The following is a 23095-nucleotide window of genomic DNA, read 5'->3' as shown; positions in this document are numbered from 1 at the left end:
ACGTGTTTGGCGGAACGGCTGAAGCCGTCCGACGGCAGCTGAAGAATCGATGTTGTGGTAGCCGACATTCACACAGCTGTCGAGGTTCGCCGCGGTGGTCGCTGGAAGCGCGTTCGTGAGACGTTCCCGGCTTCGAACGGTGACCGGACGAGCGAAGTCTTCGAACACCCGGACTACCGGATCTTTGGCTTCCTGGCCGACGTCCGTAATTACTCGCACTCACCAGTGATCGCCCAACCTCGTGGCCTGCCCGTCGACCTCGACGTCGTCGGCGATGACTTCGACTCATGGCGGGCGGACCTGTTCTCAACATCGTGGCTGACGTTGGCCGAACTACAAACCTACGATTACGACCAGGTCTTCTGGGACCGCCGTCGCCGCGACAGCGTCTTCGGCACCGCACCGGCCCGCGAGGGTGAAGGCGAACAGCTTCGGCTGCGCGACTTTCTTACCCCGTACTTCTTTGAGCGGCTGACGATACTGGCCGCGTTCGGTGCCCCAGACGAAGTCCGGATCGTCATCGGGTTCGACGAGTGAGCCAAGACGGACTCCCGCACTGATCTGCCGCCGACAGCGCGCCTCAGACGGCGCAAGGCTAGGCCGGGTCAAGCCGATCGGCGGCATTGAGAGCCGTCACGCGAAGAATGACTTCGCCTTGATCGCGTTGCTGAACCTGCTCAGTCTGTGGATCTTCGAAGCCCGCGGCGCCAGTGCTGGCCTTCCGGTACACAGCGATGAAGTCCTCGGGCCTCCGGGTGGTAGGCCCGCTCGATGCCAGAACCCCGCACGGTGGTTTCCTTCCCAACGCGCCAGCGCCAGCAGCCAATCCAACCGGCGGCGAGGCCACCTGATCAATGACGGAGGCCGATTGTCGCGGCCTTGACATCTTGCCCGCTCCGAATGGGGGTGCCGGCTATGACCGACCGAACGCGGCGCGGAAGGCGACGGGGGCGGAGTCGGGGTCGAGCACGACGGCGTTGCGGACGGTGTCCATCGCCGCGATCAGTGGGTCGGCGTCGCGGGCCATCACCACTGTGTGTGTCGCCAGGATCTCCGGATCGATCCGCGGCGTCGGCTCGGCATCGCCGATCGAGAGGCTGGCCGTGTGGGTGATGCTCTCCCGGGGGACGTCGAACAGGCGGGCGAACGCGGCATCGTGGTCGGCGAACCACGGCGGCGGCGGATCACCGTTCTCGAGGGCATCCAGGCCGGCCTTGGCCCAGTCGCGCGCGATCAGGCCGGATCGGGTGCAGCAGTACCGGGCCGCCCAGACGGCCATCCTCCGCTGGTCCGCTGGCTCAGCGTCGGCGATCAGGTCGATCAGAGCCCGGTCGTACGGAACTAGGCCGAGCGTTCGCGCCGAGACCTCGGGCTCCAGCAGCCGCGGATTCGACGGGATCCGGCCGCCCCATGTGCGTTTCAGGTCGGCCAGCCGCCACTGCTCCTCCTGATGCTCCTGGGCCTCACGCTTGCGGCGCACGGCGTCCCGTTCCGGAGGCGGCGGTGGTGGTGGCGGGGCCACGATCTCACCGAGCTCGGGGAAATCCCGGCGCAGGGCGGCGAACATCTCCGGCCACGAACCGCCTCCGGCCCCCTCGGCCCGGGCGAACGCCCAGCAGAGGTCGGCCGCCGGGCCGTACGAGTCCCACTGCACCACCAGCCCTCGCGCGATGTTGCTCCGCTGACCCTCGTCGTCGCGAAGCCACGGCGGCAACACCGTGCGCAGGTACGGGTCCAGCTGCTCCTCGACCAGCCGAACATCCTCCGGCGGCACCACCTCACCACGGCGCACCCGCTCCCGGATCGGCGCCAGCCACGGCTCGTCCAGGATCCCGGCGGCGCGGAAGGGGCGCTCCCACGCCCACTCGCTCATGCGTCCGATCAGCTCTTCCGGCGCGTACGCGATCGCCAGGGCGAGTTCGCGGTCCTCCTCGTAGAGCCTCGTCCCAGCCGACCCGAGCGCCTTCACCCTCCGGTCGGTGACCCCACGCTCACCCCACCGATCGAAATCGTCGTCGATCCACTCGCCCGGATCCTCGGCGTATGCCGCCAGCTCCTCGCGGACCTCCGCGTACCAGGGCTCGACCCGGCAGCCCACCCCGGCGACGCCGGCGCAGCGGAACGTCGCGGTCTCCAGGAAGGCGGCATCCCACCCTACGCCGGTGATCCGTTCCATCAGCGCGAGCGTGCGCTGCTGAAACTCCTGGTCAAAGTCCTGCCGCTCGTCATCGAGCCCAAACCCGACCTCCACCAGCAGCGGGTCGAGCCGGCTGCGATCGATGCCGTGCCGATAGGCCGGACTGCCGGGATCGAAGGCGACCACCGTGACGCCGCCGACCGACCAGGCGAATTGGGGCGTGGTGTTCTCGTTGTAGTAGAACGACACCATCTCGCCGCCCGCGGACAGCACCCGGACCACTGCGTCGTCGGTGCAGAGGAACCCGTTCGGCTCGATGATCATCGCCCAGTCGCCGGCCCGGGTCACCGCGATGAAGTCAAGCTCAGTCGAGTGGGTGCCACCGCTCTGGTCGACCCACTCCTGCACGGCCTCCGCCGCCCCGAGGGCCGCCTCGGCCGACACGATCGGCACCGGGTCCGCGCCGCCGAGCCGCGCGATCACCTCGTCCGGCTCGAGCCCCCGCACGAACGTGAGGCAGAAATTCAGGTTCAACGCGTACGACTCGATCGCCCACGCATAGTCCTCCGCAACCACACACCCAGCCTGCCTCAACCCATCTACCGGGTATGTGGGTTTGCGAAGCCGATCGTGAAACGGCTAGGAACGTGGGAAGCGCAACCGCTTCCCGGACAGCGGCATATCGGTGGGCTGGCGTGGCGGCCGCCGTCATGCTCGTGTGGGGCTGCTGGCGCGCCATGCCCCGCCAGGGGTTCGAATCCCCTCCGGCCCGCAACGCGCTCTCAAGCAGGCGAGGCGAGGTCGTGGTCCCGCTAGTCCTCGCCGAATTCCCGGACGATGGCGCTGTCGTCCGAGCGCCGCGTGCCGTCGTCGTCGACCTCGGGGTGCACGGCCTTCAGGTGGGCCGCCATCTCGTCGTCGGGCACTTCACGGCTTTCGGGCGGGCACAGGTTGCACGTTGCCATGACGCCTCCGGGAGAAAGCGAACGCGCGCAGGGGCTGGGCCCCTGCGCGCGTGGACAAGTAGAAACTCAGAGGACCTCGGTCGACAGCTGCTTGCGGAGCTTGGTCAGGGCCTTGGTCAGCAGCCGCGACACGTGCATCTGGGAGATGCCGACCTGGTCGGCGATCTGCGACTGGGTCAGGTTGCCGTAGAAGCGCAGGGTGAGGATCTTCTGCTCGCGCTCGTCCAGCGTGGCCAGGGCCGGGCCGAGGGCGACGCGGGTCTCGGCCAGCTCGAATTCGCTGTCCTCGCCGCCGAGGGTGTCGCCCAGCTCGGTGGAGCCGTCGGCCGAGATGGGGGTGGACAGCGACGTCGCGTTGTAGGCGCGGGCGCCTTCCAGGCCCTCCAGCACGTCTTCCTCGGTGACGCCGAGGTGGACGGCGATGTCGGCCACCGTCGGGGCGCGGCCCAGCGTGTGGGTGAGGGTGTTGTTGGCCTCGGTGATCGAGAGGCGCAGCTCCTGCAGGCGGCGGGGGACGCGGACCGACCAGGTGCGGTCGCGGAAGTGGCGCTTGATCTCGCCGATGATGGTCGGGATGGCGTAGCCGGCGAAGTCGACGCCGCGGGTGGCGTCGAAGCGGTCGACCGCCTTGATCAGGCCGACGGTGGCCGTCTGGACCAGGTCGTCGGTGGGCTCGCCGCGGCCGGAGTAGCGCTGCGCGAGGTGGCGGGCCAGCGGGAGCCAGGCTTCGATCGCCCGGTCGCGCAGGGCCGCGCGGGACGGGTGGCCGGCCGGCATCGCGGCCATCGCCGTGATCAGCTCGCCGGCGCCGTCGGCGTTGGTCTCCTCGACCTGGCCGGTGCCGGTGGTGCGGGCCGAAGCGGTGATGACTGCCATGAAACCGTGCTCCTTTCCTGCGGGGCCGGATCTTCGCGACCGGCGGGCAACCATTGCCCGCGATCCAGTAGGGGGCAAACTCATCTTTTCGGGTGACAACCGCCGACGAATGGGTAGGACGGGTCGGCCGGAAGGTTGATAAGCCGGTCCGGTTATCTTTGCTGAGCTGCAGGAATTGACCCGGGGAGACTTCGAGACGATGAGCGAGGCGTCGGCGGCGGAGGTGTTCGCCGGTGGTGGTGAGGTCGGTCATGACCTCGCGGCCGTGGATTGGAAGTCCACCCCGCTGGGTTCCCCGCAGCGGTGGCCGCAAAGCCTGCGGACGGCGGTCAGCATCCTGCTGTCCTCCCGTTTTCCCATGTGGATGGCGTGGGGGCCGCAACTGACCTTCTTCTGCAACGCCGCCTACCGGCGCGACACCCTGGGCCGTAAGTACCCGTGGGCGCTCGGCCGGCCGGCGAGCGAGGTGTGGGCCGAGATCTGGGGCGACATCGGCCCACGGATCGAGACCGTGCTCACCACCGGCCAGGCGACCTGGGACGAGGCGCTGCTGCTGTTCGTCGAACGTTCCGGCTACCAGGAGGAGAGCTACCACACGTTCTCCTACAGCCCGCTGCGCGACGACGAGGGCGCCACGGTCGGCATGCTCTGCGTGGTCAGCGAGGAGACCGAGCGGGTCCTGGGCGAGCGGCGGATGACGACGCTGCGCGATCTGGGCTCCGACCCGAGCGCGATCCGCACCGAGCAGCAGATGCTGTCCTTCGCGGCCGCCCAGCTCGACCGCAACCGCAAGGACCTGCCATTCACCCACATCTACCTCTTCGCAGAGGACGGCACGGCACGGTTAACTACATCGACCGGCGTCGATCAGAATGGAAGAAGCTGGCCGGTCGAGGCCGTCGCTCGCGGCGAGTCCGAGCTGGTCACCCTCGACGACGGCCAGGCGCTGCTGGTGCCGCTGCTGCAACAGGGCGGTTCGCCGTACGGCTTCATGGTGGCCGGTCTCAACCGGTTCCGCGCCCTCGACGAGAGCTACCGCGGCTTCATAGAGCTGGCCGCCGGGCACGTCGCGGCCGGCATCGCCAGCGCCCGCAGCTACGAGGCGCAGCAGCGCCGGGCCGAGGAGCTGGCCGAGCTCGACCGGGCCAAGACGGCGTTCTTCTCCAACATCAGCCACGAGTTCCGGACTCCGCTCACGCTGATCATGGGCCCGGTCGAGGATCTGCTCGACCGGGCGGGCGATCCGGAGACGCGGGCCGAGCTCGACGTCATCCAGCGCAACGCGCTGCGGCTGGGCAAGCTGGTCAACACGCTGCTGGACTTCTCGCGCATCGAGGCCGGCCGCATGCAGGCCCGCTACGAGCCGGTCGACCTGTCCGCCGCCACCGCCGAGCTGGCCAGCGTCTTCGAGTCGGCCGTGGAGCGGGCTGGGCTGACGTTCAAGGTGGACTGCCCGCCGCTGCCCGAGCCGGTCCTGCTCGACCGCGGCATGTGGGAGAAGGTGATCCTCAACCTGCTCAGCAACGCGCTGAAATTCACCTTCACCGGTGGCATCCGGGTGACCGTGCGGGCCGAGGGCGACGCGGCGGTGGTCACGGTGGCCGACACCGGCATCGGGGTGCCCGAGGCGGAGCTACCCCGGCTGTTCGAGCGTTTCCACCGCATCGAGAACGCCCAGTCGCGCTCCAACGAGGGCAGCGGCATCGGCCTGGCCCTGGTCAAGGAGCTGGTCGAGCAGCACGGCGGCACGATCAGGGCCGACAGCACGCTCGGCGAGGGCGCCACCTTCACCATCCGGCTGCGCTTCGGCGCCGAGCATCTGCCGGCGAGCGCGATCGTGCCCGCCGGGTCCGCGGCCCCGGTCTCGCCGGCCGCCGACCCGTACGTGCAGGAGGCGCTGCGCTGGCTGCCCGACGGCGGCGGCGAGGACGGCACGCCCACGCCGCGGCAGGCCACCCACGCCCGGGCCCGGCTGCTGGTGGCCGACGACAACGCCGACATGCGCGACTACCTGACCCGGCTGCTGCGCTCGGCCGGGCACAACGTGGAGGCGGTGGCCGACGGCCGGGCCGCGCTGGAGGCGGCCCGAGCCCAGAACCCCGACCTGATCATCAGCGATGTGATGATGCCCCGGCTGGACGGCCTGCAGCTGGTGGCCGCGCTGCGCGGCGACTCCCGGACCGCGAGCACCCCCGTGCTGCTGCTGTCGGCCCGGGCCGGGCAGGAAGCCTCCATCGAGGGGCTGGAGGCCGGCGCCGACGACTATCTGGTCAAGCCCTTCTCCTCGGCTGAGCTGCTGGCCCGCGTACGGGCGAATGTCGAACTGGCCCGTCTGCGCAACCACCACGCCCGGTGGCGCACGGCGCTGATCGACTCGCTGCAGGAGGCGTTCTTCGTCTGTGACGAGGCGGGCGCGGTCATCGAGATCAACCCCACCTTCACCGAGATCCTGGGGTACGGACCGGAGCAGCTGCCCTATGCCCCGGTGCACCCGTGGTGGCCCGATCCGGCGTCCGACCCGGACGGGTACCGGCAGGTGGAGGAGGCGTTCGCGCTGCTGGTCGATCAGACGCACGGCTCGTACACGATCCCCGTGACCCACCGCGACGGCCACGTGCTGTGGGTGGCCGCCTCGTTCAACCAGGTCGAGGATCCGGACACCGGCCGGCGGGTCATCGTCGGCACGTTCCGCGACGTCACCGCCGAGCACTACGCGGTGCAGCGCGAGGGCGCCCTGGCCGCCCTGAGCCTGCGCCTGTCCGAGGCCGAGAGCCTGCCCGGGACGCTGCCGGCCGTGCTGGAGGAGCTGCGCGGCCTGTGGCAGGCGGCCGAGGTCTCCGCGGCCGTCTTCACCGGCGCCGGCGTCCCCGTCGTGACGACCGCGACCGACACCGCCCTGCGCTGGGAGGGGCTGCCGGAGGATCAACGGCAAAGGCTTCTCGCCGTACGCGACAAAGCGCTGCTCACGCCGGTGGCGGAGGAGTCCGGGGGCGCGGGGATAGCGCTGGAGCACCCGGACGGCACGATGGCGCTGTGGGTGCAGCTGGGGGAGAACCGGCCCTTCACCGAGCAGGACCGAACCCTGCTGGCCCTGCTGGCCGGCCACCTCGGCCAAGGGCTGCACCGCCTCCATCAGATCGATCAGCAGCGGGAGACCGCGCTGGCGCTGCAGCGGGCCATCCTGGGCCCGGCCCAGCTGCCCGCCGGTTTCGCCGTGCGCTACTCCCCCGCGACCCGGCCGCTCAAGGTCGGCGGCGACTGGTACGACACGATCGCCCTGCCCGACCAGCGGATCGGCATCGTGGTCGGCGACTGCGTCGGCCACGGCCTGCAGGCGGCCACGGTGATGGGGCAGCTGCGCAGCGCCTGCCGGGCCCTGCTGCTGCAGAACATCGACCCGGCGCAGACGCTGACCGCGCTCGACCGGTTCGCCGTGCAGCTGCCCGGCGCGATGTGCGCCACCGTCTTCTGCGCCGTCCTCGACCCGGGCACCGGCGATCTGGCGTACGCCAGCGCCGGTCACCCGCCGGCCGTGGTGACCCACCCGGACGGCACGATCGACCTGCTCGACCAGGGCCGTTCCCGCCCGCTCGGGGTGCGCTCGGCCATCGAGCGGCCGGAGGCCCGCTACACGGTCCCGAGCCGGGCCACCCTGCTGCTCTACACCGACGGGCTGGTCGAGCGGCGCCGCCGGCCGCTGACCGCCGGCATCGAACGGGTGGCCGGCACCATTCAGCGGGGGCGCGGCGCCGCCCTGGAGGAGCTGGCCACCGAGGTGATGGAGAGCATGGCCCCCGAGGGCGGTTACGACGACGACGTGGCGCTGCTGCTCTACCGTCAGCCGGGCCCGCTGGAGCTGGACTTCCCGGCCGAGTCGACCCGGCTGGCCACGGTCCGCTCGGCGTTGCGGGGCTGGCTCGCCCGGGCCGGCATCGACCCCACGACCGCGCAGAACGTGCTGGTCGCGACGGGTGAGGCGTGCGCCAACGCGATCGAGCACGGCCACCGGCACGGCCCGGCCGGGTGGATCAGCCTGCGCGCGGCGGCCACCGCCGACTACCTGCGGCTGACCGTGACCGACAGCGGCCGGTGGAAGACCCCGCGGCCGGCCGAGAACCCGCACCGGGGCCGTGGCCTGACGCTCATGCGGGCGTTGATGACCGAAGTGACCGTGACGACCGGCGCGGCGGGCACCGTCGTCGGCCTGCAAGCGAGGATTCCCCGATGAGCACCGTACTGAGCTTCGCCACCAGCCGGGACGCCGACGGCGCGACCGTGCTGGCCGTCACCGGCGAGGTCGACATGAGCAACGCGGCCGAGTTCTCGGCCGCCCTCGACGGGGCCCTGTCCGAGGCCGGGGCCGGCCCGGTGGTGGTCGACCTGAGCCGGGTCGAGTACATCGACAGCGCCGGCCTGGCCGTGGTCTTCCCGCACGTCGACCGGGTCCGGCTGGTCGCCTCGGAGCTGCTGGCGCCGCTGCTGACCGTGGTCGGCCTGGACGATGTCACGTCGGTGAGGTCATGACGCCGCGGGCTTGACCGGCAGCCGGGCCCAGACGACCTTGCCGGTCGCGGTGAGCCGGCTGCCCCACTCGTCGCTGACCGCGTCGACCAGCAGCATGCCGCGCCCGCCGAGGCGCCGCGGGTCGGGCCCGATCAGGCGGGGCAGGTTGCGGCTGTGGTCGAACACCTCCACGAGAACCTGGCCGTTGCCGGTCAGCGCGACCTCGCCGCCGTCGCCGGTGTGCTGCACGACGTTCTGCACCAGCTCGGTGATGACCAGCAGCGTGTCCTCGACGACGTCGCCGTCCTGCCAGGAGATCAGCCATCCGTGGGCGGCGTGCCGCAGCGAAGCGGTGTCGGTCCGGTGATCGAACGGCAACCGCAACGCCTGCATGACCGGCTTCTGTACCCGCTGTACCCGCAAGCACACCTTGAGACAGCGGGACGTCCACGACGGATGCGGCTCAGCCGGGCAGGTTGAACATCTCGGTGACGCCGCAGATCTGCAGGACCTCGCGGACCTGGGGGCGGGGCCGGCGCAGCTCGACACGGCTGCCGAGCCGGTCGGCGTCGGTCTGGCAGTACACCAGCGCGTGGACACCGGCCGAGCCGAGGAAGGTCACGTCCTGCATGTCGATGAGCAGCCGGCCGGGCCGGTCGCGCTCCAGCATCCCGGTGAGGAACTGCCGGACCTGCGGGGCGTTGTCCATGTCGATCTCGCCGCCCAGGGCGACCAGGGAGTCCACGCTGCCGTCGGCCAGGACGGTCATGACCAGATGACCCGGTGCAAAAGCGGCATCATGCGAAGTCATATCCAGCAAGCCCTTTCAGGCTGACTCTTCCATCGAACTGATCATTTCGCGCTGACCGTCGTGAGGGACGGTGCCGAGAGGAGAGCCTGGCTAAGGGCCGCAGAACCCGACTGCTTACAAAAGCGATCCCACTTTACCGCGGCCGGCCCGGCGGGGATACCGCGTCGAGGCCCGTGACATGACTCGCAGGTTTCTGGGGAACAATGAGCGCGCACTCACTCAGCCCTTACTGAACGGAAGGACTGTTCCTTGGCCGGAGGACTCGTAGCCCTGCTGGACGACGTGGCGGTGCTGGCCCGGGCGGCCGCCGCGTCGGTCGACGACGTCGGCGCCGCCGCCGCGAAGGCCGGCGCCAAGGCCGCCGGGGTCGTCATCGACGACGCCGCGGTGACCCCGCAGTACGTGCGGGGGCTGGCCGCCGAGCGTGAGCTCCCGATCATCAAGCGGATCGCGCTGGGGTCGCTGCGCAACAAGTTCCTGATCATCCTGCCGGCCATCCTGCTGCTCAGCCAGTTCGTGGAGTGGCTGCTGACCCCGATCCTCATGCTCGGCGGGGCCTACCTGTGCTTCGAGGGCGCGGAGAAGGTCTGGGCGAAGATCGCCCACCACGACGCGCACGGCAAGGACGAGGCGGCCAAGGACGAGAAGTCGCTGATCTCCGGGGCGGTGCGCACCGACCTGATCCTGTCGGCCGAGATCATGGTGATCACCCTGAACGAGGTCATCGACGAGCCGTTCTGGAGCCGGCTGGCCATCCTGGCCGTGGTCGCGCTGGTGATGACCGTGCTGGTCTACGGCGCGGTCGGCCTGATCGTGAAGATGGACGACGCCGGGCTGCGCCTGTCGCAGCTGCCGGGCGCGATCGCCGGTTTCGGCCGCGGCCTGGTCAAGGCGATGCCGAAGGTCCTGACGGCGCTGACCGTGATCGGCACGGCGGCCATGCTCTGGGTCGGCGGCCACATCATCCTGGTCGGCACCGACGAGCTGGGCCTGCACTTCCTGTACGAGTTCGTGCACCACCTGGAGGAGGCGGCGCACGACGCCACCGGGGCGCTCGGCGGCCTGGTCGGCTGGCTGGTCAACACGATCGCCAGCGCCATCCTGGGCATCATCGTCGGCGCGGTCATCGTGGTGGTCGTGACCTTCACCCTGCACCGCCGCAAGGCCGAGCCCAAGCACGAGCCCGCGTAGGTCAGGTCCAGTAGAGAATGCGGCAGGCCGGGATCCGGTGGGCGATCTCGGCCTCGAACCAGCCGCGCAGCTCACGCATCGTCTCGGGCGGGTAGACGTACTTCACCGCCCCGAACTTGCCGTGCTTGCGGCTGCGGCCCTCCTCGTCCAGGTCGAGCTTGGTCCGCGGGTACCAGCCGAGCAGGACTTCCTTGCTGCCCGGGGTGAACCGGTGCGTGATCAGCTCGGCCGTCAGGTCCAGATCCGGTACGCCGTCGACCGCGGCCGCGATCGCGTCGAGCAGGGCCCCGTAATGATCGGGCCAGTCGGGCACCGCCATGATCGGCGCGATGGTCAGCCCGACCGGGTAGCCGTCGAGCGCGAGCCGGCGCAGCGCGGCCAGCCGGGCTTCGAGGGGCGCCGTGCCGCCCTCGAAGCGGGTGGTCACCGGCAGGCAGTTGACGCTGAGCCGGACCCGGGTGCGGCCCTCGTGGCGCAGCCCGACGAACCCGCCGACGTCGTCGAACTTGGTGGTCCAGCGCAGCTGCACCGGCGCCGCCCACTCGCCGAAGAATGTGACGGCCCGCCGCCAGCTGCCGGTCAGGTGGTCCAGGGCGAGCGGGTCGGTGTAGCAGGACGCCTCGAAGGTGGTGCCCTCGTCGCGGCGGGCCGCCTTGCGGGAGGTGATCGTGCCCCGGCCCGCGTAGCCGGCCAGCCCGGCCAGGATGTCGTCGAGGTCGGCGTAGACCCGGGTCACCGGCGGGCCCGACAGCGAACCGGCCAGGTAGCAGTACTGGCAGTGGGCCGGGCAGCCCTCGGCCAGGTCGAAACGCCAGTCGGCGCTGGGCGCGATCGGCTGCAGTTTGCGGCGCGCGGGCGGGCTGACCACGATGGCCAGGGTGCTTTTGGCCCGGGCGTACGTCTCCCGGTCGGTCTCCCCGCGTACGCCCGTGAGCCGGTTGGCGGCGAGCCGCTCCACCTCGAGCCCCAGCTCCCCCAGCCGTTGCATGATCCGCAGGCCGTGCGGGTGGTCGTAGGCGGCCGGCGTGGCCACCACGCGCTTGGGCATCCAGCGCCGGACCGGCCGGGCCGGGAGCGCCACGTCACTCAGGTCGTGCGTCCAGACCTGCTCCCCGCTGGCGCTGTGCGGCGCCGCCGGCGCGTCCGGGGCGAGGGTGGTGGCCAGGTCAACTGTGTCGCTCACCCCGCCCAGATACCCCACCGGGGAGGTGCTACGCCGCGGTCGCCAGGATCACCGACGGGATCTCGGGGAACGAGTCGACCGACGCGGTCACGTACCGCGGGTCGAACTCGTCGAGCCGGCGCACCCCGCTCTGCAGGCAGGCCACGAACCGGATGCCCGCTCCCCCGGCGGCCACCGCGTCCCCCGGCGAGTCCCCCACGTAGACGCAGTGCTCGGCCCGCAGGCCGGTCTCGGCCAGCAGCTCGTCGAAGACCCGCGGGTCCGGCTTGCGGAAGCGGGTGTTGCCCTGGTGGTACGCCCCGGTGACCCGCCCGGCCAGCACATGATCGGGCGCCAGCAGATGCCGCACCTCGGCCTCGGTGCGCGAGGTGAGCAGCAGGATCGTGCAGCCGCTCTCGACCAGCCGGTCCAGCGCCGCGAGGTTCTCGGCCGGGATGACGTCGAGGCGCCCCTCGGCCAGGTAGCGCTGATGCAGCACCGGGAACAGCTCGGCGAACAGCTCCAGATCGACGCCGGGCGACCGCAGCGGCATCGCCGCCAGCAGCGTCTCGCCCCACGTCGCCAGGTGCACCTCGCGGGTCATCGGAGGCCGCCCCATCCGCGCCAGCACCTCGTTCTCCAGCTCGAACGAGGCCGCCTCGGTCAGGCACAGCGTGTCGTCGACGTCAACGATGACTGCTTTGATCACGGGGTAAGCGTACGAAGAACCGCCGGGCCGGCGGCCACAGGACCACCAGCAGGAAGCAGCCGAGCGGCACGTCCGGGCCGGCGCCTCGGCCGGCCGCAGCGGCGCCGCCACCCAGGCCATCGCGGCAGACGCTCGAAAGCTAGAGCGGGGTGAGGGCGGCGGTCGCCTGCCACAGACTCCGGGCGGTGGCGGGGTTCCGGGCGGCACGGCTGGGCTGACGGACCACCGGGTAGCCGGTGAAGCTGAACAACCCGTCCGGGCCGACATAAGCATTGCCGGGCACATCCTGCGTGGCCGCGTACAGCAAGGGCAGTGCTCCTCGCTCGGCGTCCTGGACCAGGAAGGGGAGCCGGTTGATGACGCCTAGCGGTGAGTGGCTGACCAGGCCGGTGCGGGCGACGCCGGGGTGGGCGACGATCGAGCGTACGGGGCTGCCGGCCTCGGTCAGGCGGCGCTGCAGCTCCAGGGAGAACAGGATGACAGCCAGCTTGGAGGACTCGTAGGCGGCCAGGCCGTTGTACTTGCGGGCGCGCCAATCCAGGTCGTCCAGCTTCAGCTTGGCGAAGCGGTGCAGCTGGCTGCCCACCGTCACCACGCGGTCGGTCAGCCGGGGCAGCAGCAGGTTGGTCAGCAGGAACGGGCCGAAGTAGTTGGTCGCGGTCTGCACGTCCAGACCCTGGGCGGTGCGGGCGGCCGGGATGTCCATGACGCCGGCGTTGTTGATCAGGATGTCGACGGGGCCGGTGTAGGAGCGGGCGAACGCCCGTACCGAGTCCAGGTCGGCCACGTCGAGGCGGTGGGCCTCGACGTCTCCGGGCACCAGGCGGCGGGCCTTGTCGACGTCGCGGGCGGCCAGGACGACGCTGGCGCCGGCCCGGGCCAGTTCGCGGGCGGCCACGAGGCCGATGCCGCCGGTGGCGCCGGTGATCACTACGGTCGTACCGCTCAGGCTTGGCAGTTGATCTGCGGTCCATTTGGTCATGGGTCCAGTGCACGCCGGCCCGGCCGGCGGATGAAGTGACTGCTCAGCCGCTGAATGGCAGGGCGTGGATAAGCGCCGACCGGATGCCGGACGATGAAGGCATGACCGACACCGCGCTCGACCGTGACGGCCTGGCCGCCTTCCTGCGCGGCCGCCGGCTGGCCCTGCAACCCGAGGACGTGGGGCTGCGCCGCGGCGCGCGCCGGCGGACGAGCGGGCTGCGCCGCGAGGAGGTGGCCGAGCTGTGCGACATGTCGGCCGACTACCTGGCCCGGCTCGAGCGTGGCAGCGGATCGCAGCCGTCGCCGCAGATGGCCGCGGCGATCGCCCGGGGCCTGCGCCTGACCCCGCAGGAGCGGGACCACCTGTTCCTGCTCTGCGGGCATCGCGGCCAGCCCCGGCAGCTGCGCGACAGCCACGTCAGCCCGGGCCTGCTGCGGGTCATGGACCGGCTGCAGGACACCCCGGCCGAGATCCTGGGCCCGCTCGGGGAGACGCTGCTGCAGACACCGCCGGCCGTCGCTTTGCTCGGCGACGAGACGGTGTACGCCGGGCCGCAGCGCAGCGCCCTCTACCGGTGGTTCACCGACCCGGCCGCCCGATCGCGTTACCTGCCCGACGACCACGACGAGAACAGCCGGGTGTACGTCTCGATCCTGCGCGCCGTCGCCACCGGGCAGGGACCCCGCTCCCCCGGCGCGGAACTCGTGGCCGAGCTGCGCCGCATCAGCCCCGAGTTCGCCGCGTTGTGGGAGCGCCAAGAGGTCGGGCTGCGGTGGAGCAACGCCAAACGCTTCGTCCATCCCGAGGTGGGGCGGCTCGACCTGTACTGCCAGACCCTGCTCGACCCCGACCAGGGGCAGTCGTTGCTCATCTTCACCGCCACACCGGGCACCGAGAGCTACGAGAAGCTGGCCCTGCTGACGGTGCTCGGCTCGGACACGTTCACCTGACGCCGACGGTCTGACGCCCGGGCTCGATCACGGCGACGACGCGGTCCAGGTCGCGCGAGTAGGGCGCGCCGATGTACTTGGTGGCGAGCGCGTCGATGATCTGCCAGGCCGGGTCGCCGTCGAGCCAGGCGACGACGCGGCCGCGGATCACGACCGGCTCGAACGGGTTGTCGGCCGGGGCGATCGACAGCGCCACCCGGGGGTCGCGGCGCAGGTTGCGCGCCTTGCGGGAGCCGGGCCCGGTCAGGAAGACGATCCGGTCGCCGTGGGTGCCGACCCAGAGCGGGACGGTGTGCGGCGAGCCGTCGGGCAGGACGGTGGCCAGGTGGGCGATCGGGGTGCCGTCGAGGACCTCACGCACGCGGGGCTCGAGCATCACCGGATCACCTCGTAGTGCAGATGGGTCACGCCGGGCGCCGCGACGGCGTCGAGCAACTGCAGGCGTACGGGCCCGGGCAGTGCCTGGAAGTAGGGACGGCCACCGCCGAGCAGGATCGGCACCTGGTGCAGCACCACCTCGTCGACGAGCCCGGCGGCCAGGGCCGCGGTGGTGACGCCGCCGCCCATGAGCGCGACGTCCTTGTCCCCGGCGGCGGCGCGGGCGGCCGCGACCGCGTCCTCGATGCCGGTGGTGACGACGGTCTGGCGCTCCCGCGTGCCGGGGATCGGGCGATGGGTGAGCACGACCAGCGGCGCGGCCGGATGCGGCGTGCCGCCGTCGATCCAGCCCGAGTCGTCGTAGGTGTTGCGGCCGGCCAGGGAGGCGCCGACCCGGGCGGCCAGGGTGTCGAAGACCCGGGCGCTGGGCTCGCTCAGCCGGAAGCCGTCGAACACCTGGCTGGGCGTGTCGCCGTCGAAATACCAGTCGAAGAGCATCGCCGGGTCGCCGGTATCGCGGCTGGTGATGTAGCCGTCGACCGAGACGGACAGTGCGCTGATCACTCTGCTCATGCTCACCCCTCCTGAGTTCCTTGAGGAGACCCTAGCAATCTCAGTTCCTTAAGGGAACCCTGAATGCTAGGGTCGGGCCATGCAACGCACGAGCTTCAGCGAGATGGCCTGCTCGATCGCGCGCACCCTGGACGTGATCGGTGAGCCCTGGTCGCCGCTGATCCTGCGGGACGTGTTCGCCGGCTTCACCCGCTTCGAGCAGATCCAGGCCGACCTCGGCATCTCCCGCAAGGTCCTGACCGAGCGGCTCAACCACCTCGTCGAGCAGGGCGTCCTCGAGCGGCGGCCGTACGACCGCCGCCCCCGCTACGAATACGTGCTGACCCAGAAGGGCACCGAGCTCGTCGACCTGTTGATGGTCATGGTCGGCTGGGGCGACAAGTGGCTCGCCGGCGAGGCGGGGCCGCCGGTGCTCTACCGCCACCACGCCTGCGGCGAGATCAGCCGGGTCGACCTGCGCTGCGCCCACTGCGGCCGGCCCATGCACGCCGACGACGTCGACCTGCTGCCGGGGCCCGGCGCGGCGGTCTGACGCTCAGACCTCGATGTGCGAGCCCATGATGACCGTGCGGTCACGCGGCAGGCTGAAGTACTCGGCCGCGTCGGCGGTGATGAAGGACGTGGCCACGAACAGCCGTTTGCGCCAGAGGGCCATCGTGTGGGCCCGGCCGATCCGCAGCTCGATCTTGGAGAGGAAGTACGAGGCCTGGTCGAGCTGAAGGTCGCCCTCGGTGGTGCCCGGCTCGAGCAGGCTCAGCGCGGCGGGCACGTCCGGCGTCTCCATGTAGCCGAAACGCGCGATCACGTGCACGATGCCGTCGTCGGCGTACCCGAGGTCGTCCACGGTGATGCGGTTCTCCGGGGCCACCCGCGGCACCGGCTCGGTCTCCAGCGACATGATGATCACTTGCTCGTGGCGGACGTGGTTGTGGTCGACGTTGGCCCGCATGGCCAGCGGGGCGGTCAGCTTGCCGCGGTTGAGGAACACAGCGGTCCCGGGCACGGTCTGCGTCTTCGACCGGTGCTCGTGCAGGTCGGCGATGAACTCGCGCAGCGAGCCCTCGCGCCGGTTGCGCTCGGCGGTGACGATGCGCCGGCCGGCCTGCCACGTCGTCATCAGCGTGAACGCGGTCAGGGCGATCAGCAGCGGCAGCCAGGCGCCGTGGATCAGCTTGGTCAGGTTGGCCGACACGAAGAGCAGATCGACGGCCAGCAGGACGCCGGCCCCGACGCCGATCAGCCACAGCGGAGCCAGCCGGCGGCTCCGGGCGACATAGAAGAACAGCAGCGTCGTGATGGTGATCGTGCCGGTGGCGGCCATGCCGTACGCGTACGCCAGCGCGGCCGAGCTGCGGAAAGCAAAGACCAGCGTGAGCACCGAGACCATCAGCAGCCAGTTGATCCACGGCACGTAGATCTGGCCGAACGACGACTCCGACGTGTGCGCGATCCGCAGCCGCGGCAAATAGCCCAGCTGCGCGGCCTGCGAGGCCACCGAGTACGCACCGGTGATCACGGCCTGCGACGCGATCACGGTCGCGGCCGTGGCCAGCAGCACCAGCGGCAGCCGGCCCCACTCGGGCACGAGCAGGAAGAACGGGCCGTCGATGTTGGCCGGATTCTTGAGCACCAGCGCGCCCTGACCCAGGTAGCTGAGCGTGCAAGCCGGCAGCACGAGGAACAGCCATCCACGCATGATCGCCTTGCGCCCGAAATGACCCATGTCGGCGTACAGGGCCTCGGCCCCGGTCACCGCGAGCACGATCGCGGCCAGGGCGAAGAAGGCGATGTGGAAATGGCCGGCGAGAAAACTCAGGGCGTACGTGGGCGACAGCGCCTTGAGGATCTGGGGGTGCTCCGTGACGCCCGCGATCCCGAAGCCACCGATGACCGTGAACCAGAGAATCATGACGGGCCCGAAGACCCGGCCCACGGCGGCCGTTCCCCGGCGCTGGACCAGGAACAACACGACGATGATGACGGCGGTGATCGGGACGACGGCCTCACCCAGCGACGGCTCGACGGTCTTGAGCCCCTCGACCGCGGACAGCACCGAGATGGCCGGCGTGATCATGCTGTCGCCGAAGAACAGCGAGGCGCCGAAGATGCCCAGCCCGGCCAGGATCATCGCCGCCTTGCGCCCCTGCTGAGCACCGCTGCGGCGCAGCAGGGCGATGAGGGCCATGATGCCGCCCTCACCGTCGTTGTCGATGCGCAAGGCCAGCAGTACGTACGTGACGGTGACGATGATCATCACGGACCAGAAGATCAGCGACACCACGCCGTACACGTTGTTGTCGCTGACCGGCACCGGATGCGGGTCGTCCGGGTTGAAAACGGTCTGCAGGGTGTAGATCGGGCTCGTGCCGATGTCCCCGAACACCACCCCGAGCGCGCCGATCACAATGGCGAGCCGCGCGCTGTCATGGCGGTTAGCGGACACGGAGAACTCCTTGGGACCGGCGATACCAGGCGCGACGATACCGTTCTGCCCTCCTTGCCCGACCCGAATCGTGACACCCCTCGCACCGTGTAAGGCGTCCTAGGAACCTGGGTCACTGATCTCAGTCACCCGCCGGATGCCAATGGCCCCCGATCCGAGCAACACTTCCGCCTGTGAACGACGCTCACCCGCGCCCACCCGGCTACCACCGCGCGCCGGCCCGGGCCGCAAATGCGCACGACCGAGGCGTGCCCGAAGCGGTCCGCTACACGGACGACGCCGGGCGACCGGTGTCGGATGCGGGCACGCTCGCGCACATTCACGCGTTGAAGGTGCCGCCGGCCTGGCGGAATGTCTGGATCGCGGCCGATCCACACGCGAAGGTGCAAGCCGTCGGCACCGACGCCGCCGGGCGCACCCAGTACCGCTACAGCGCCGAATGGACGACCGCCCGGGCCGGTGACAAGTTCGCGCACCTTCCCGACTTCGCCGGCGCCCTGCCCGTGCTGCGCGACCACGTCGGCGCGGAGCTCGGCGCCGGCCCGCGCGGCCGGCGCACGCTGGACCGCGACCGGGTGCTGAGCATCGCCGCCCGGCTGCTCGACCTCGGCTTCTTCCGGGTCGGCTCCGAGCGGTACGCCCGCGACAACGAGACGTACGGCCTGACCACGCTCCTCCGCGATCATGTCCGGGTGAGCCGGGACGCTGTGCACTTCGACTACATCGCCAAGGAGCACAAGCACCGCGTCGTCGAGGTCACGGATCCCACCGTCGCCGGCTGGGTCCGCCGTCTGATCGCCCGCGACGACCACGGCCCGGAGTTCCTCGCCTGGCACCGCGCGGACGGCACCTGGCAGCCCGTGCACAGCGCGCACGTCAACGCCTACATCCACACGCACACCGGCATCGACGCCACCGCCAAGCAGTTCCGCACCTGGGCCGGCACCGTCCTGGCCGCCGCGGCCCTCGGCGGCGCCCGCCACGATCAGAAGGCCAAAACCCCGATCAACGCCGCCGTACGCGCCACCAGCGCCCTGCTCGGCAACACTCCCGCCGTCGCGCGCGCTTCGTACATCCACCCCACCGTCCTGACCGCCTTCGAAGCCGGCCGGACCATCACCCCCGCCGTCACCGAGGCCGCCACCCGCCTGAACGACGACCGCCTCTCGGTCCTCTGGCGCGACCCCACCCTCCAGGCCGCCACCGCCACCCTGATCGCCGAAACCTGACGTCCGCGCCACCCGCCGGCGTTGTCGAGCTCGACTACATCGATCTCTCCTGATCAGGCTCGATCTCCTTGGTCGGGGCCTCGTCGGCCGGAGCCACGGGAGCGGCCGGGGCCGGCGGGGCCCAGGCGAAGGCCAGGGCGCTGCCGATCAGGCCGAGCAGCAGGCCGATGAAGAAGCCGCCCAGGTTCGAGGTGATCCACGCGCCCAGGCTGAGCCCGGCCGCGACCAGCGAGTAGAACAGCCGCTGAGCCGGGTTGGCCAGCAGCAGGACCCCGCAGAGAAGCAACACCATCGGTACGAGGAAGCCGGCCAGCCCCTGCATGCCGACGTGCACGACGATCGGCAGCGGCGCCTTGACCGTCAGCAGGATCTCCGCCCCGGCCAGCGTGACCAGCAGACCACCCCAGAACGGGCGGGCGTGCCGCCATCGCGAGAAGGCCGACGTCCGCCCGTTCACGTCAGCACCCGCCGTCGGTGAAGGTCATCCGCAGGTGCGGCAGGGTGAACCGCGCCGCCGTGGTGGCGTAGTTGTTCTGCCGCAGGTTGGCGATGTCCACCGTGTCGGCCTGCTGTCCGAAAACGCCCTCACCGCCGGTGATCTTTCCACCGTGGCGCCGGTCGTTCACCTTGTCGAACGTGCTCGCGTCCTGGCCGATGTCGATGTTCTTGAAGTCGGCCTCACCGGAGATCAGATCCGAGTCGACGACCAGGCTGTCCGCCTTCACGGGCGTATTGCCGTCGCCCGCGGTGATTTTCAGGAACATGCCGCCGAGCGACACGCTCTGGCACAGCTTGGTCAATTCGGCCTTGTCGATCGCCGAGACGATGACGACCACCTGGCCGCCGGTGTCGCCGGCGTTCGGGCTGTCCTCGATCATGTTGTCCAGCGTCGCGAACTGGGCGAACCCGTCGCCGTGGAGCTGGGTGGCGGTCACCGTGAAGGGCATGCCGGAGATCGAGAAATTGGCGGCCAGGACGCCTTCCGCGGTCAGCGCCACCAGGCCGGCGGTCAGCGCCGTGGTGATGCCGAACATCGCGCCGAATCGCTTCCAGCGGACGCCGCCTTTTTGTGGGTCCATCGGATACTCCTAGATCGACTGAGACTGAAACACATTGTCGAGCGTCAATGTCGATGGCGGCGAAGTTACTCCCGGGTAGCGGACCGGTCAAGTCGAGCGGCCGAGGATCGCAGGTCGTGCTTTGTTACGCCGCGATTGCCTTGACGTTGCGTACGGCCGGGGTCTATAAACCGACAAGTCGAGCGTCAACGTCGGTACCTGCGCTAATCGACCTTCCAAGGAGAGAAGCCATGCGCGTGTACCGGTCCCTGTTCGTGATCACCGCGGTCGCCGCCGCGGTCGGCCTGGGTGCCACCCCGGCCCTGGCCGACGCCCCGGCCGTGCTCACCGTCGGAGCCGCCGGCGGCACCGCCGTCGCCGTGGGCGACGTCCTGACGGCCGCGGTCGCCACCGGCACCACGGCCGACTTCACCACCACGGCCGGCGGAACCACCGGCGTCAAGTGCGCCCAGTCGGCCTTCACGGCCACGGTCGTGGACAACCCGGAGGCGCCGGGAGTGGCCACCGAGTCGGTCACCGAGCACACCTTCGCCACCTGCACCGCCAACATCCTCGGGGTGACCCGGGTCAACAGCGTGACGGTCAACAACACGCCGTTCGCCACCACCGTCGACAGCGCGACCGGCGCGGTCACGGTGACCGGCACCGACACCGCCCCGATCCAGACCACGCTGAGCCTGGGCACCATCCTCGGCTCGGTCACCTGTGTCTACCGCGCCAACGGCAACGCCATCGCCGGCGTGTCGGCCAACGAGGACAACTCGATCACCTTCACCCAGCAGGCCTTCACGAAGTCGTCCGGCCCGATCACCTGCCCGGGCGCCGGCTTCTTCACCGCCCGCTACGCCCCCGTCCTGGACAGCACGGTCGAGGGGACCCCGGCGGTCTTCACCAATTAAGAACGGGGACGCTCGCCGGGCACCCGAAATGCGCCCGGCGAGCAGTCCTACTGGGAGAGAGCGCGGTAGACCGCGTCGATGCGATCCCGGACCGGGCCCGGCTCGGTCACCTGCTCGCCGGCCCGGTCCCGCAGGGCCTCGAAGGCGGCCATGTCGGCCCGGGCCGCCGCGAGGTCGCCCAGCGCCACGTGGATGCTCGCCCGCCGGATCAGCGCCCGCACCATGGCTCCCACGTTCTCCCCGAGCCGTTGGCGGAGCTCGATCTCGCGGGTGGCCGCGGCCAGGGCCTCGGGCCGGCGCCCGGCGGCGGCTTCGATGTCGGACAGCACCTGGGAGGCGGCGGCCTCGGCGAAGTCGGCGATGTTCTGCGGGGGCGCGGTCGCCGGGTCCCGCATGGTGGCGATGACCTCGCGCAGGAGCAGGGCCGCCTCGTCCGCCCGGCCCATCTCGGCCAGGATGTTGGCCCACATCAGCAGCCCGTTGGGCAGGCCTTCGCGGTCACCCTCGGCGCGGAAACCGGCCACGGCCCGGCTGATCGCCGACAGTGCCTCGGTCCAGTGCTGCCCCAGGTGGAGCGCCCACGCCTCGTAGTACCGGGCCCAGGCGACCTGCCGGAGGTCGCCGGCCCGCACCGCCGCGGCCGACGCGAGGCGGGCGTGCTCGAGCGCCTCGTCCACCCGGTGCTGCACCACCACGTACACCCAGACCAGATAGCCCTCGTGGACGGCGCGCAAGCGGTCGTCGCCGAGCCGTTCGGCGGCCGCGCAGGACAGCCCGAACACGTCCTCCCATCCGGGCCAGGCGAACCAGCCGTCCGAGAACCAGTGCAGCGACTCCGCCACATCGACGACCCGCCGGTCATCCGCCGCGCGCAGGGCCGGCAGCCAGTTCTCGGCCTCGGCCCGCAGCCAGTCGCCGGCCGACTCCGGCGAGCCGAAGGTCGGGCCGGCCTTCTCCGGGCCGAAGTCGGGCTCGAAATGCCGTCCGGCCACGATCGCGGTGTCCAGCAGCCAGTCGTCGCGCCGCCGCACGATCGCCGCCCGGCCGGCCGCGCCTTCCTCACGGTCCAGCGCTTCCGAGGCGTACAGCCGGAGAAGGTCGTGGAATTGCAGCCGGCCGTCGGGGCGCTGCTGAAGCAGGCTCAGGTCGACCAGGTCGTCCAGCGCGTCCTCGGTGTCCGGCAACGGCTCCCCGGCCAGCACGGCCGCCAGCTCGGGGCCGGTGGAGGCGCCCGGCACCAGCGCCAGCCGGCGGAACAGGCGGCGGGCCCCGGGCGTCAGCTGCCGGTACGACAGGTCGATGGCCGCGTTGACCTGCGGGTCGCCGGTGGCCAGCCCGGCGATGAGGTCGTCGGCCGTCCAGTCCGGGCGGCTGGCCAGCCGGTTCCCGGCGATCCGCAACGCCAGCGGGACGTGCCCGCAGAGCTCGGCGATGCGGCGCAGCTGATCGGGCGCGGCCGTGACGAGGCCGGCCAGCAGGGCCACCGAGTCGGCCGGCGGCAGCGGCCCGAGGCGGATCCGCTGCACGTCCTCGAGACCGCTCAGCGCGCGCCGGCTGGTCACCAGGACCACGGCCGGCCCGTGCGCGGGCAGCACCGGGCGGACCTGGCCCTCGCTGATCGCGTTGTCCAGCAGCACGACCAGCGGCCGGTCGCGGATCAGCGTCTGCCACCGGGACGGGGCCTCGTCCGGCGGGACGGCCCGCGGGCCGGGGTCGAGCGCCCGGATCAGCCGGTCCAGCACCGCCGCCGCGTCCAGGGGCTCGGCGTCGAGCCCGCGCAGGTCCACGAAGAGCCGCCGCTCGGCCGGCCAGGCCTGGGCGGCCCGGATGGCCAGCGTGGTCTTCCCGACCCCGGCGTCGCCACTGATCACGGTGACGGCTCGTCCCCTCACCAGAGCCAGCTCCCCGGCCCGCCCGATGAAGTCGGCGATCGGATCCGGCAGCGAGGCCCCGGCCGCCCCGCCGCGACCGGCCCGCGCGGCGGCCAGCAGCGCCTCCCGCTCGTCGCCGCCCACACCGAGGCCGTCGGCGATGGCGCCGATCGTGCGGACCCGCGGGCTGCGGCTGACCCCGCGCTCCATGTCGCTGATGGCCCGGTCGCTCACCCCGGACGCCTCGGCCAGCTGCTCCAGGGTCAGCCCGGCCTCGACCCGCAGCCGGCGCAGGAGCACACCGAACGGGGACACCCCACGAGCCTACTGGGCG

22 protein-coding genes are annotated in these 23095 nt (G+C 71.1%); 8 read left to right on the top strand and 14 right to left on the bottom strand.

Annotation, left to right across the window (positions count from 1 at the left end):
* Nucleotides 1-54: 54 nt before the first annotated feature.
* Nucleotides 55-537 (top strand): hypothetical protein, encoded by a 483-nt coding sequence (locus AB0J66_RS36870; protein ID WP_364671090.1) that lies wholly within the window; start codon nt 55-57, stop codon nt 535-537.
* Nucleotides 538-913: 376 nt separating this feature from the next.
* Here the strand turns inward: AB0J66_RS36870 and AB0J66_RS36865 are convergent, their stop codons facing one another.
* The 3 genes from AB0J66_RS36865 to AB0J66_RS36855 all read right to left on the bottom strand — a co-directional run bounded on the left by AB0J66_RS36865 (nt 914) and on the right by AB0J66_RS36855 (nt 3888).
* Nucleotides 914-2713, bottom strand: coding sequence for a DUF6461 domain-containing protein (locus tag AB0J66_RS36865; RefSeq protein WP_364671087.1), 1800 nt, complete (start codon nt 2711-2713; stop codon nt 914-916).
* 236 nt (nt 2714-2949) lie between these two features.
* Nucleotides 2950-3102 (bottom strand): hypothetical protein, encoded by a 153-nt coding sequence (locus tag AB0J66_RS36860; protein WP_364671084.1) that lies wholly within the window; start codon nt 3100-3102, stop codon nt 2950-2952.
* Nucleotides 3103-3168: 66 nt separating this feature from the next.
* Nucleotides 3169-3888, bottom strand: coding sequence for an RNA polymerase sigma factor SigF (locus AB0J66_RS36855; RefSeq protein WP_364671310.1), 720 nt, complete (start codon nt 3886-3888; stop codon nt 3169-3171).
* A gap of 289 nt (nt 3889-4177) precedes the next feature.
* On the opposite strand from AB0J66_RS36855, the gene AB0J66_RS36850 reads away from it, so the two are divergent.
* Both AB0J66_RS36850 and AB0J66_RS36845 read left to right on the top strand, forming a co-directional pair.
* Complete coding sequence (locus AB0J66_RS36850; protein ID WP_364671081.1) at nt 4178-8206, top strand: SpoIIE family protein phosphatase; 4029 nt, start codon at nt 4178-4180, stop codon at nt 8204-8206.
* Nucleotides 8203-8502 carry an STAS domain-containing protein gene (locus AB0J66_RS36845; protein WP_364671079.1) on the top strand — a complete coding sequence of 100 codons (300 nt, stop codon included), beginning with the start codon at nt 8203-8205 and terminating at the stop codon, nt 8500-8502. Before AB0J66_RS36850 ends, AB0J66_RS36845 begins: the two co-directional genes overlap by 4 nt.
* On the opposite strand, the gene AB0J66_RS36840 is transcribed toward AB0J66_RS36845, so the two are convergent.
* Entirely contained in the window at nt 8497-8874 is a 378-nt protein-coding gene (locus AB0J66_RS36840) for an ATP-binding protein (protein ID WP_364671077.1), read from the bottom strand. The two genes, AB0J66_RS36845 and AB0J66_RS36840, sit on opposite strands and share 6 nt — an antisense overlap.
* A gap of 70 nt (nt 8875-8944) precedes the next feature.
* A complete protein-coding gene (locus tag AB0J66_RS36835; RefSeq protein WP_364671074.1) occupies nt 8945-9250 on the bottom strand; it encodes an STAS domain-containing protein in 306 nt (101 codons plus the stop codon).
* A 291-nt stretch (nt 9251-9541) separates the two neighbouring features.
* Here AB0J66_RS36835 and AB0J66_RS36830 point away from each other — a divergent pair, with 291 nt between their 5' ends.
* Nucleotides 9542-10483 carry a DUF808 domain-containing protein gene (locus tag AB0J66_RS36830; protein ID WP_364671072.1) on the top strand — a complete coding sequence of 314 codons (942 nt, stop codon included), beginning with the start codon at nt 9542-9544 and terminating at the stop codon, nt 10481-10483.
* Nucleotide 10484: 1 nt separating this feature from the next.
* On the opposite strand, the gene AB0J66_RS36825 is transcribed toward AB0J66_RS36830, so the two are convergent.
* From AB0J66_RS36825 to AB0J66_RS36815, 3 genes are all read right to left on the bottom strand, one after another.
* On the bottom strand, nt 10485-11666 hold the full coding sequence (locus AB0J66_RS36825) for a spore photoproduct lyase family protein (protein ID WP_364671069.1): 1182 nt from the start codon (nt 11664-11666) through the stop codon (nt 10485-10487).
* 28 nt (nt 11667-11694) lie between these two features.
* Nucleotides 11695-12354 carry an HAD hydrolase-like protein gene (locus AB0J66_RS36820; protein WP_364671066.1) on the bottom strand — a complete coding sequence of 220 codons (660 nt, stop codon included), beginning with the start codon at nt 12352-12354 and terminating at the stop codon, nt 11695-11697.
* A 139-nt stretch (nt 12355-12493) separates the two neighbouring features.
* On the bottom strand, nt 12494-13336 hold the full coding sequence (locus tag AB0J66_RS36815; RefSeq protein WP_364671063.1) for an SDR family NAD(P)-dependent oxidoreductase: 843 nt from the start codon (nt 13334-13336) through the stop codon (nt 12494-12496).
* Nucleotides 13337-13437: 101 nt separating this feature from the next.
* On the opposite strand from AB0J66_RS36815, the gene AB0J66_RS36810 reads away from it, so the two are divergent.
* Complete coding sequence (locus tag AB0J66_RS36810; RefSeq protein WP_364671060.1) at nt 13438-14289, top strand: helix-turn-helix transcriptional regulator; 852 nt, start codon at nt 13438-13440, stop codon at nt 14287-14289.
* On the opposite strand, the gene AB0J66_RS36805 is transcribed toward AB0J66_RS36810, so the two are convergent.
* Together AB0J66_RS36805 and AB0J66_RS36800 are read right to left on the bottom strand one after the other, a co-directional pair.
* A complete protein-coding gene (locus AB0J66_RS36805) occupies nt 14282-14665 on the bottom strand; it encodes a PPOX class F420-dependent oxidoreductase (protein WP_364671058.1) in 384 nt (127 codons plus the stop codon). The two genes, AB0J66_RS36810 and AB0J66_RS36805, sit on opposite strands and share 8 nt — an antisense overlap.
* A complete protein-coding gene (locus AB0J66_RS36800) occupies nt 14665-15240 on the bottom strand; it encodes a dihydrofolate reductase family protein (protein WP_364671056.1) in 576 nt (191 codons plus the stop codon). The genes AB0J66_RS36805 and AB0J66_RS36800 overlap by 1 nt, the downstream gene beginning before the upstream one ends.
* A gap of 79 nt (nt 15241-15319) precedes the next feature.
* Here AB0J66_RS36800 and AB0J66_RS36795 point away from each other — a divergent pair, with 79 nt between their 5' ends.
* A complete protein-coding gene (locus AB0J66_RS36795) occupies nt 15320-15772 on the top strand; it encodes a helix-turn-helix domain-containing protein (protein WP_364671053.1) in 453 nt (150 codons plus the stop codon).
* A gap of 3 nt (nt 15773-15775) precedes the next feature.
* On the opposite strand, the gene AB0J66_RS36790 is transcribed toward AB0J66_RS36795, so the two are convergent.
* On the bottom strand, nt 15776-17683 hold the full coding sequence (locus AB0J66_RS36790) for a potassium transporter Kup (RefSeq protein ID WP_364671050.1): 1908 nt from the start codon (nt 17681-17683) through the stop codon (nt 15776-15778).
* A 173-nt stretch (nt 17684-17856) separates the two neighbouring features.
* Here AB0J66_RS36790 and AB0J66_RS36785 point away from each other — a divergent pair, with 173 nt between their 5' ends.
* A complete protein-coding gene (locus tag AB0J66_RS36785; protein WP_364671048.1) occupies nt 17857-18912 on the top strand; it encodes a DNA topoisomerase IB in 1056 nt (351 codons plus the stop codon).
* 34 nt (nt 18913-18946) lie between these two features.
* On the opposite strand, the gene AB0J66_RS36780 is transcribed toward AB0J66_RS36785, so the two are convergent.
* The gene (locus tag AB0J66_RS36780; protein ID WP_364671045.1) at nt 18947-19369 is read right to left on the bottom strand and encodes a DUF6114 domain-containing protein; all 423 of its coding nucleotides are present in this window, start codon (nt 19367-19369) and stop codon (nt 18947-18949) included.
* Nucleotide 19370: 1 nt separating this feature from the next.
* Nucleotides 19371-19991: a DUF6230 family protein gene (locus tag AB0J66_RS36775; RefSeq protein ID WP_364671042.1), complete on the bottom strand. Its 621-nt coding sequence runs from the start codon at nt 19989-19991 to the stop codon at nt 19371-19373.
* 230 nt (nt 19992-20221) lie between these two features.
* On the opposite strand from AB0J66_RS36775, the gene AB0J66_RS36770 reads away from it, so the two are divergent.
* A complete protein-coding gene (locus AB0J66_RS36770) occupies nt 20222-20890 on the top strand; it encodes a Tat pathway signal sequence domain protein (protein ID WP_364671040.1) in 669 nt (222 codons plus the stop codon).
* A gap of 47 nt (nt 20891-20937) precedes the next feature.
* On the opposite strand, the gene AB0J66_RS36765 is transcribed toward AB0J66_RS36770, so the two are convergent.
* Nucleotides 20938-23076, bottom strand: a complete 2139-nt coding sequence (locus AB0J66_RS36765) for a helix-turn-helix domain-containing protein (RefSeq protein ID WP_364671037.1) — start codon at nt 23074-23076, stop codon at nt 20938-20940.
* Nucleotides 23077-23095 lie beyond the last annotated feature (19 nt).

It is taken from the genome of Actinoplanes sp. NPDC049598 (assembly GCF_040675435.1).
Lineage (GTDB): Bacteria > Actinomycetota > Actinomycetes > Mycobacteriales > Micromonosporaceae > Actinoplanes.
The sequence above is the reverse complement of the archived record's forward strand: the minus strand, read 5'-3'. Positions and strand labels throughout refer to the sequence as shown.